Source organism: Collinsella tanakaei, assembly GCF_016902615.1.
In the GTDB taxonomy this organism is placed as follows: Bacteria; Actinomycetota; Coriobacteriia; order Coriobacteriales; family Coriobacteriaceae; genus Collinsella; species Collinsella tanakaei_A.
Genome location: NZ_JACJMB010000049.1, coordinates 1 through 9,330 on the forward strand (window position 1 = coordinate 1; position 9,330 = coordinate 9,330).

General features: G+C 67.2%; 13 protein-coding genes. 1 reads left to right on the forward strand and 12 read right to left on the reverse strand.

All coding sequences use genetic code 11. The features are described 5' to 3' along the window. Together larC and larB are read right to left on the reverse strand one after the other, a co-directional pair. A partial coding sequence (larC, locus tag H6A21_RS10380) for a nickel insertion protein (protein ID WP_239462820.1) occupies positions 1 to 403 on the reverse strand: 403 nt, incomplete at its 3' end. Between the two features lie 15 nt (positions 404 to 418). Next, on the reverse strand, positions 419 to 1,183 hold the full coding sequence (larB, locus tag H6A21_RS10385) for a nickel pincer cofactor biosynthesis protein LarB (RefSeq protein WP_204562691.1): 765 nt from the start codon (positions 1,181 to 1,183) through the stop codon (positions 419 to 421). 262 nt (positions 1,184 to 1,445) lie between these two features. On the opposite strand from larB, the gene H6A21_RS10390 reads away from it, so the two are divergent. After that, on the forward strand, positions 1,446 to 1,808 hold the full coding sequence (locus tag H6A21_RS10390; protein WP_204562693.1) for a hypothetical protein: 363 nt from the start codon (positions 1,446 to 1,448) through the stop codon (positions 1,806 to 1,808). Positions 1,809 to 1,885: 77 nt separating this feature from the next. On the opposite strand, the gene H6A21_RS10395 is transcribed toward H6A21_RS10390, so the two are convergent. From H6A21_RS10395 to hisD, 10 genes are all read right to left on the reverse strand, one after another. Beyond that, a complete protein-coding gene (locus tag H6A21_RS10395; protein WP_204562694.1) occupies positions 1,886 to 2,245 on the reverse strand; it encodes an arsenate reductase family protein in 360 nt (119 codons plus the stop codon). A 477-nt stretch (positions 2,246 to 2,722) separates the two neighbouring features. Beyond that, complete coding sequence (locus H6A21_RS10400) at positions 2,723 to 3,364, reverse strand: LuxR C-terminal-related transcriptional regulator (protein WP_204562696.1); 642 nt, start codon at positions 3,362 to 3,364, stop codon at positions 2,723 to 2,725. A gap of 166 nt (positions 3,365 to 3,530) precedes the next feature. Continuing rightward, on the reverse strand, positions 3,531 to 3,848 hold the full coding sequence (hisE, locus tag H6A21_RS10405; protein WP_204562697.1) for a phosphoribosyl-ATP diphosphatase: 318 nt from the start codon (positions 3,846 to 3,848) through the stop codon (positions 3,531 to 3,533). 6 nt (positions 3,849 to 3,854) lie between these two features. After that, a complete protein-coding gene (gene hisI / locus H6A21_RS10410) occupies positions 3,855 to 4,202 on the reverse strand; it encodes a phosphoribosyl-AMP cyclohydrolase (RefSeq protein ID WP_204562699.1) in 348 nt (115 codons plus the stop codon). A 150-nt stretch (positions 4,203 to 4,352) separates the two neighbouring features. Continuing rightward, on the reverse strand, positions 4,353 to 5,135 hold the full coding sequence (gene hisF / locus H6A21_RS10415; protein WP_204562701.1) for an imidazole glycerol phosphate synthase subunit HisF: 783 nt from the start codon (positions 5,133 to 5,135) through the stop codon (positions 4,353 to 4,355). After that, positions 5,129 to 5,884 carry a HisA/HisF-related TIM barrel protein gene (locus H6A21_RS10420; protein ID WP_204562702.1) on the reverse strand — a complete coding sequence of 252 codons (756 nt, stop codon included), beginning with the start codon at positions 5,882 to 5,884 and terminating at the stop codon, positions 5,129 to 5,131. Before H6A21_RS10420 ends, hisF begins: the two co-directional genes overlap by 7 nt. Positions 5,885 to 5,898: 14 nt before the next feature. Next, on the reverse strand, positions 5,899 to 6,648 hold the full coding sequence (locus H6A21_RS10425; protein WP_204562704.1) for a glutamine amidotransferase-related protein: 750 nt from the start codon (positions 6,646 to 6,648) through the stop codon (positions 5,899 to 5,901). Positions 6,649 to 6,680: 32 nt separating this feature from the next. Beyond that, positions 6,681 to 7,268, reverse strand: coding sequence for an imidazoleglycerol-phosphate dehydratase HisB (hisB, locus tag H6A21_RS10430; protein WP_204562706.1), 588 nt, complete (start codon positions 7,266 to 7,268; stop codon positions 6,681 to 6,683). Between the two features lie 9 nt (positions 7,269 to 7,277). Continuing rightward, positions 7,278 to 8,369, reverse strand: coding sequence for a histidinol-phosphate transaminase (hisC, locus tag H6A21_RS10435; protein ID WP_204562708.1), 1,092 nt, complete (start codon positions 8,367 to 8,369; stop codon positions 7,278 to 7,280). A 99-nt stretch (positions 8,370 to 8,468) separates the two neighbouring features. Next, positions 8,469 to 9,330, reverse strand: an 862-nt coding sequence (gene hisD / locus H6A21_RS10440; RefSeq protein ID WP_204562710.1) for a histidinol dehydrogenase, incomplete at its 5' end; no start/stop codon positions are given.

Genomic DNA, 9,330 nt, shown 5'->3' on the forward strand with positions numbered 1-9,330 from the left:
GCTCGTGCTCGTGCTCGTGCTCGTGCTCGTGCTCGTGCTCGTGCTCGTGCTCGTGCTCGTGCTCGTGCTCGTGCTCGTGCTCGTGCTCGTGCTCGTGCTCGTGCTCGTGAGCAGCGTACGCCGAACCGTGCAGGTAGGCCATATCGTGATCGTGGTTTTCATGCGCCGCATCCAGCAGCACGGCGAAATCGCAGCAGTCGATGCCCGCCTTCTTCACGCGCGTGACGGCGATCTCGAACCCGCCGACCGGCAGGCTCGCCAGCGCACGGCGCATGGCCGCCTCGTCGGCACCCGCATCGAGCAGCGCCGCCACCAGCATGTCGCCGGCGATGCCGCTCTGGCAGTCCAGATACAGCGTGTGACCTGCGGGCACGTTCCCTCGCACGTTCATTTCCTTCTGCATAGCGTCCACGCGACCTTACGCCTCCTTGCCCGGAAGATGGTTGATAAGGGACGCCTGGTAGGCGGCCCCGAAACCGTTATCGATATTCACGACCGACACCCCGCTCGCGCAGCTGTTCACCATGGCCAGCAGCGCGGTGAGCCCGCCCATGTTCGCCCCGTACCCCACGCTCGTGGGAACCGCGATCACCGGGCAGGAGGCCAGCCCGCCCACCACACTCGGCAGCGCGCCCTCCATACCGGCGATGGCGACGATGACCTGGGCACGCGCGATCTGCTCGGCATGGCGCAGCAGGCGATGGATGCCGGCGACCCCGGCGTCGTTCACGCACTCCACGCGGTTGCCCAGAAACCGGGCGGTCAGCGCCGCCTCCTCGGCCACCGGAACATCCGAGGTGCCCGCCGTGACCACGAGGATGGTGCCGTTGCCGTCCGGCTCGGGCAGCTCTCCCACCACGCCTGCGCGCGCGACCTCGTGATAGGCGAAGTCGCAACCCGCCTGACGGAGCGCCTCGGCCTTCTCGGCATCGAGCCGCGTGATGAGCACCCGCCTTTGGCCCGCCTCGCGCATCGCAGCCACGATACCGGCGATCTGGGCCGCCGTCTTGCCGGCACCGTAGATGACCTCGGACACGCCCGTGCGCACTCCGCGCTCGGTATCGACCTGGGCGTACCCGAGGTCCGTCACCGCGTCGAGATGCACGCGCTCGACGAGCTGGGCCGGCGTCATGGTGCCGTCCGCGACCGCGCGGGCAAGTGTCTCGAGGTCTGATGCATCCATGGTATTCCTTCCCCTTGACGCGCCGAACGGCTTGGCTTGTCGTATCCGACGCTATCATATGAAGTCGACTCAAGGTCACGCCCTGCGGTACCGATTCCACAGGGCGTGCAAAACGTGGGGGCCGCACGAGAGCGCGTGCCGGGGTGCCCACCGGCAAAACCGGGGCATCCACTACCGTATCGCCCATGTGCAGGCGATGCAACGGGTCGCGGCATAACGCCTGCCGTCTCGTCCCGACCATGCAGATCGATCAGGAGGTTCCATGTCCGATATCGACAACGATGCCATCGTGAAAGACGCTGTCGACACCACCGACGACCTGCCGGAGAACGGCACCGCCACAGGCGGAACCGCGCCCGACGACGGCTCCGGCAGCTCGATGCTCTCAATCGTATCGGCATGCGTCGGCGTCGCCGGCATCATCCTCGCCATGTTCGTCAGCTGGATCTTGAGCGTGCTGGCAGGCGTTCTCGCCATCGTGCTCGCCCAGCTCGCCGCCAGCAAGCACGCCGCCCACCCGATGGCCATCCGCATCGGGCGCGTGCTCGGCATCATCTGCATCGTCGCGAACATCGCGATGGTCGCCTACTACGCCTACCGTCTTGTCAGCCTGGAAGTGTTCTAGAACGACTACGGGGTGACAGATACACAACCTGCCACCCCGCAATTTCGCGCTCTGTTTTGAAACGCTGGGAGCACCAGTTACAGCAGCGCCTCTTCCCACTGGGGCTCCTTGAAGCCGACAAGCACGGTGTCGTCCGTCACCACGATGGGGCGCTTGACGAGCATGCCGTCGGTTGCGAGTAGCTCGAACGCCTCCTCGTCGCTCATGCCGGCGTCGAGCTTCGCCTTGACGCCGAGCTCACGGTACTTCATACCACTTGTGTTGAAGAAGCGGCGCAGCGGCAGGCCCGAACGCTGCTGCCAGGCGGCGAGCTCCTCCGCCGTGGGGTTCTCCTCGACGATATGGCGATCGACGTAGTCGATGCCGTGCTCGTCCAGCCACTTCTTGGCCTTCTTGCAGGTCGTGCACTTGGGATACTCAATAAACAGGACAGACATGGGCGCCTCCTCGGCCGCTTCGATACGTGCCCCCATGGTACCCCGCAACGAGGCGCGCGATGCGCGAGGACGCGCAGCGGATCCGTAAGGGGGATTCGTAAGCTCGTCCGTTAAGGCAGCTCGGGTCAAGCTCGCAGCGTCCATACCGCTAGCTTGAACCCGATCGCTACGACGCAGAGATGTCCTCGGCCAGATGTGAGCTTCAGAATGTATAGTCCCGTCCGCAGACTGTATAAAAATGACCCGCTAAAATTGCCATCAGTTAAGCAGTTTAAATGAGATATGAACCGGGGTACGATTTCTCGGTACCCATCGCCTATAGGCGCTATACCCCTTAACATTTCCCCAGTTGAATCCTGCGGAAACGCTGAGAGGCTCAGCCCGATGGAGAAATCACACCCGCAAATCGTACCCCTAACAATATCTTATTTGTATTCATAGGGTTTCACATGGCAGGCGAGGCACCCAGCCGCTACCTCACGCACCGTTCCGCAAAGCCGCAAGCTCCGCGCGACCGTGAATGCGCAGCTTCCCGTAAACCTGCTGCAGGCGGCTGTTGACCGCCGCCTCGCTCAGCACCAGCTTCTCGGCGATCTTTGCCGTGGACGCACCGTCGGCCGCCATAAGCGCGGCGTCGACCTCGCCCGGCGTGAGCCCGCGGTCTGCCAGACCATGCGCGAACGCGCAGCGCGCGAGCCACGCCTGCGCCTCCTCACGCGTCGACACGCCGAGCTTCTCGTAGGCGCGCGTGCTGTAGGTGCCCGCCGTCGAGCGTGAAACTCCCAGGTCATCGGCAATGGCGGCAAGTGTCATGCCATCGCATACGGCGAGCAGCACCGTGCGCTCGCGGCGCGTGAGGCCCGCGTCGGCAAGATCGACCTCCAGACGCGCCCGCTCAAGATCGTGCTCGAGCTTCGCGCGTGCCGCATCGGCCTCCACTGTGGTCTCGGGCGGAACTGCCGGAACCGTCTGCTCCGTCACCTTCTTATCGCGCCGCCCGCTGCGCAAGTACTTCACCGCGACAAGCACCGCCAGCACGAACAGGATGATCGGGGCGACGAAACTCGTCGCGTAATACCACGTGACGTAAAACCACTCGATAGCACTTGTCGGCAACATCGCAATCACCTTCCTGCCGCATCCGCCTGTTCCCTACCGGCAGTATGCCCGAAAACCGGCGCTCGGTCTGTCGTGCAAGGTGATGAATGTTCTAGCGTTTCCACAGGTAGCCCCTGTCGTACAACGCAGGACCGACCGCAACGGGCGCAATAGCGGCAGTTGCCCCCTACTTGTGGCGCGCGTCCAGCTCGCCGGCAAGCTCGTCGAGCGTGACGTCGTAGCGCTCGAGCGTGACGAGCAGGTGGTACACAAGGTCGCCAGCCTCGTAGCGGATGTGATCGTGGTCGTCATCTTTGCAGGCCATGATGACCTCGCTCGCCTCCTCGGCGAGCTTCTTCAGAAGGCTATCCGCCTCGCCCTGCAAAAGCTTTGCCGTATAGCTCTCCTCCGGCGAGGCGTCGCGCCTGCCGTGGATGACCGCAGCGAGGCCGGTCAGCGTCTCGCCGATGTTGCCGTCTTGCACGTTAGCGGTACGAACGCCCATTGCTCATCAGTCCTTTCCGGAGGAGGTGTCATCCGCGCGTCCCAGCGTGCGGAAGAAACAGGTGCGGTTGCCGGTGTGGCAGGCGGGACCGGGGGAATCGACGAGCGCGAGCAGCGTGTCGGCATCGCAGTCCACGCGCAGCTCACGCAGCTGCTGCATGTTGCCGCTTGTAGCGCCCTTGTTCCAGAGCTCTTTGCGGCTGCGGCTCCAAAACCACGTGGTGCCCGTCTCGAGCGTGAGCCGGACGGACTCCTCGTTCATCCACGCCACCATGAGGACCTCGCCGGTGTCGTATTGCTGGACCACGCAGGGGATGAGCCCGTGCGCGTCGAACGTCAGCTCGCTTGCGTCCATCGTTACCCTTTCCGCCCGAGTCGCCTCGGGCTTTTCTGCAAGGGGGCAGCGCCCCTCAGGTCCGTCCCCCTTGATGCCATGTGGCACCAGGAAACCCCGTCCCCAATAAGGACAAAGTGACACCAAACTACCCCGTCCCCAATGAGGACATTAGAAGTCGAGGCGGACGGGGATGCCCTGGGCTGCCATGTACTCCTTTACCTGGCGGATGCTGAAGGTGCCGAAGTGGAAGACGCTCGCGGCGAGCACCGCGTCCGCCTCGCCCTCGATGACGCCCTCGGCGAAGTGTTCGAGCGTACCCACGCCGCCGCTCGCGATGACCGGGATCGGCACCGCGCGCGCCACCGCGCGGGTGAGCGCGAGGTCGAAGCCTTCCTTCGTGCCGTCGCGGTCCATGCTCGTGAGCAGGATCTCGCCCGCCCCGCGGCGCGCGGCCTCCTCGGCCCATGCGACGGCGTCGATGCCCGTCGGCGTGCGCCCGCCTGCGAGGTAGACCTCCCACTTGTCAGCCCCGGGGGCGCCGGGCGCACCCACGCGCTTCGCGTCGATGGCCACGATCACGGCCTGGCTGCCGAATGCGGATGCGGCCGTGGTGATCAGCGAGGGATCGCGCACCGCAGCGGAGTTGATGGACACCTTGTCGGCGCCGGCGGCGACCATGATCCGCATGCCCGCGAGGTCACGAAAGCCGCCGCCCACGGTATAGGGAATGGAGAGCTCGCCCGCGGCGCGCGCCGCCATGTCGATTGTCGTGGCGCGGTTGTCGCTTGTCGCCGTGATGTCCAGAAACACCACCTCGTCGGCACCCTCCCGGTCATAGGCCGCCGCGAGCTCGATGGGGTCGCCCGCGTCGCGCAGCGACACGAAGTTGACGCCCTTCACCACGCGGCCGTCCTTCACGTCCAGACAGGGAATCACGCGTTTCGTCAGCATGCGCCCTCGCCTCCCTCCGCCGCCGCGGCAAGGGCCTCGGCGAGCGTGAAGTTGCCCTCGTAGAGGGCGCAGCCGATGATGCAGCCCTCGATGACGGAGCCGCCCGCCTGCGCGAGAGCGCGCACGTCGTCGAGCGTCGACACGCCGCCCGAGGCCACCACGGGGAAGCCGGCAACCTCAGCCACGCGCCGGTAGGCGTCGACATCGATGCCCGTCTGCATGCCATCGCGCGCGATATCGGTGAAGACCAGATGCTTGAAGCCGAGCTCGGTGAGCTCGCCGACCACATCCTCCACGCTGCGCGCGACGCCATCGCGCCAGCCGTTGATCTTCACCTGGCCGTCGCGCGCGGCGACGTCGGCCACGAGCAGGTTGCCGAATCCGCGCGCCGCGACCTCGGCGAACCCCGGCTCGGTCACGAGCACCGTGCCGAGTGCGATGCGGCGGCAGCCGAAGCTCGCCAGCTCGTCGATGCGTGCGAGCGAGCGCACGCCGCCGCCGACATCGACCGACAGGCCGTCGACCTGGCAGATGGCACGGATGGCCGCGGTGTTCGCCGCGCGCGCCTCCTCGTCCTCCTCAAAGGCCGCAGACAGATCCACCACATGCAGCCAGGTGGCACCCTGCTCGGCAAAGCCGCGGGCGACGGCAGCGGGGTCGTCCGAGTACACGGTGCAGCGCGAGCGCTCGCCGCGCTCGAGGCGCACGACCTTGCCGCCGATCAAATCGATTGCGGGAAACACGATCACGGGCGGTCCTCCTTTCAGCATGCGGCGCCCGCGACGGGGCGGGCGGCTGCAGCGTCGACGATGCGGACGAAGTTGCACAGGATATCGTGCCCGTGCGCAGAAGATTTCTCAGGATGGAACTGGCAGCCGAACACCGAGCCGTGCGCCACGACGCCCGCGAAGCTCCGCCCGTAATGGGTGCGCGCGGCGATATCGGCGCTGTCGGCATCGTCGTCGACCGCAAACGAATGCGTGTAGTACACGTTCGCGCCCTCGGCCACGCCGTCGAGCAGCGGGCAGGCGCGCCCCGCCTCGGTCACGTGCAGCTGGTCCCATCCCACGTGCGGCACCTTGAGGCGCCGGGAGGGCAGGGCGGTGCAGGAGCCGGCAAGCACGCCGAGCCCACGCACCCAGCGGCTGCCGTCGGGCGCGCGAAACACCGTCCCCGGCGCCAGGCCGTCGCCGTACGCAGAGGCATCGGGAGCGCAAACGTCACCGGGCACGCCCTCGCAGCCGCGCTCAAACAGCAGCTGGGTGCCCAGGCAGATGCCTAAAAACGGCTTGCCCGCCGCGATGGCGTCGAGCACGGCGGCGTCCTGCCCCGTCTCGTGCATGAAGGCGATCGCATCAAAAAACGCCCCAACGCCGGGGATGACCGCGCCGTCGGCAGCCCGGATCTCGTCGGGGTCGTCGGTCACGATCGCATGGGCGCCTGCACGCACAAGGCCGCGCGCCACGCTCGAGAGGTTCCCCTTGTGGTAGTCGATAACGGCGATGGTCGCCATACATCCTCCTTCGCGACGATGGCACAGACGGACTAGAGGCTGCCCTTGGTGGAGGGCACGCCGTGCACGCGCGGGTCGTGCTCGCAGGCCAGGCGCAGGCAGCGGCCCGCGGCCTTGAACGCCGCCTCGATGATGTGATGGGTGTTCCCGCCCACCAGCTCGCGCACGTGCAGCGTGAGGCGCGCGTCGCGGGCGAACGCGTAGAAGAACTCAACCGCGAGCTCGGTGTCGAACGTGCCCACGCGCTCGCAGGGCACCGGCAGGTCGCAGTAGGCCTGACCGCGCCCGGAGATGTCGACGGCCGCCATGACGAGGGTCTCGTCCATGGGGATCGCGACGTCGGCGAAGCGCCTGATGCCCACCTTGTCGCCGAGGGCGCGGGCGAACGCCTGGCCGAGCACGATACCCGTGTCCTCGACGGTATGGTGCGCGTCGACCTCGATATCGCCCGTCGCGTGCACGGTCAGGTCGAACAGGCCATGGCGCCCGAAGGCGTTCAGCATGTGGTCGAAAAACGGCACGCCCGTCGCGATGTCGCACGCGCCCGTCCCGTCCAAATCGAGCCTCACGGTGATATCGGTCTCGCCCGTCGTGCGGGTAACCTCGGCAATCCTCGTCATGGTCGCGTCTCACGCCTCCTCGTTGATCAGCACCGCCAGCGCCGCCAGCAGCTCGTCATTCTCCTCGGGCGTGCCCACGGTGATGCGCAGACAGTCCGCCAGACCGGGCATGTAGGAGAAGTCCCGTACCAAGATGGAATACTCGTCGCGCAGGCGGCTGCGGATCTCGCTCGCCGACGGCACGCGCACGAGCAGAAAGTTGCCCTGGCCCTCCCAGATCTGCAGGCGCTCGTCCACCTCGAGCGCGCGGACGATGCGGGCGCGCTCCGCGCGGATCTGCTCCACGACGGGGGCGAACGCATCGCGGCGGTGCACCATGGCGAGAGCGGCCGCCTGGGTGAGCACGTTCACGGAGTAGATCTGGCGCACCGCGCTGAACACCTCGATCATGTCGGGCGCGGCGATCACGTAGCCGCAACGGATGCCGGCGGCGCCGAATGCCTTCGACAGCGTGTGCAGGATCACGAGGTTCGGGCAGCTCGCGAGCAGCGCCTGCTTGTCCGCCCCGGCCTCGGCGAACTCGATGTAGGCCTCGTCGACCATAACGGGGCCGTCCACCGCGCGGCACAGCTGCGCCACGAACGAGGAGGACGCGACGTCGCCGGTGGGGTTGTTCGGCGAGGTGAGGATGGCGAGGTCGACGCGGGAAGCCGCGGCAAGCGTCGCGCGCTCGTCGACCGCGAGCGTCTTGCGGTCGCGCGCGACGTTGCGCACGTCGGTTGACGTGAGCTGCGCGAAGAACTCGTACTCCGAAAACGTCGGGGGGCAGTTCAGCAGCGTGCGGCCGCGCCCGCCGAACGCCAGCAGGAAGTTGAACAGCAGCTCGTCGCCGCCGTTGCCCACGCAGACGCATGCGGGATCGACCCCGTGCCAGGCGGCCAGCTCGCACCGCAGCTCCTCGGACATCGGGTCGGGATAGCGGTTGAGCGCCGTCGCGGCGAGCGCGGCGTCGACCGCCTCGCGCACCCCCTCGGGCACCGGGTAGGTGTTCTCGTTAGCCGAAAGGTTGATGCGGCAGGGCGTGAAGTTGGGGTCGTACGGCTCGATGTTCGCGAGATGAGGCTGGACGTAGGCGCGCATGCGCTCGGACAGTTCTGCCATGGACGAATTCCTTCCTCTCTGGATATGGCGACGACGGGCACCGCGCTACAGGGCGCCCAACCTCAATTGTCGGCGCGCGGCAGATGGCACGAGGGTTCTTTATATGTCTCGCTTCGCCCCGCCCGAAATGCACGCCTCGGTATCGTCCGGCCAGGCGATCGCCGTGAGGTCCTCCGGGCCAAGGGCAGCCGCCTCGACGGACGCCTCGCCGCACTCGAGCACGCGACGGCGCAGGCCCGCGGACAGGGCATGCGCCCAGAGCCCCTCGGCATGCGCCAGGCGCTGCGTGGCGGGAGCATCGGCGAGCAGTCCCTCGGGCGTGTAGCAGATGACCGACGAGCGCTTGACGAAGTCATCCACCGACAGCGGGTTGGAGAAGGCAGCCGTGCCGCCGGTCGGCAGGGTGTGGTTCGGACCCGCCACGTAGTCGCCGAGCGGCTCGGAACTCCAAGCGCCCACGAAGATGGCGCCCGCGTTGCGGATGGAGCCGAGCAGGCCCAGCGCATCGGCGCAGTGCAGCTCGAGGTGCTCCGGCGCGATGGTGTTGACCGCGGCCACCGCCGTGGCGATATCGGGCGCCACGACCACGATACCCTGCTCGTCGAGCGAGGTGCGGGTGATGTCGGCGCGCGGGCTCGCGTCCAACAGCCGCTCGATGGCCGCGAGGACCTCCCTGGCGAAATCGGCGTCGCACGTCACGAGGTAGCAGGCCGCGAGCGGGTCGTGCTCGGCCTGCGCCATCAGGTCCGCCGCGACCACCACGGGCTTTGCCGTCGCGTCGGCGAGCACGCAGACCTCGGAGGGACCGGCGACCATGTCGATACCCACGTCGCCCGACACGAGTCGCTTGGCCGCCGCCACGTAGGCATTGCCCGGGCCGGTGATCTTCTCGACGCGCGGAATGGACTCCGTCCCGTACGCGAGCGCCGCGACCGCCTGGGCGCCGCCGATGGTGTAGATC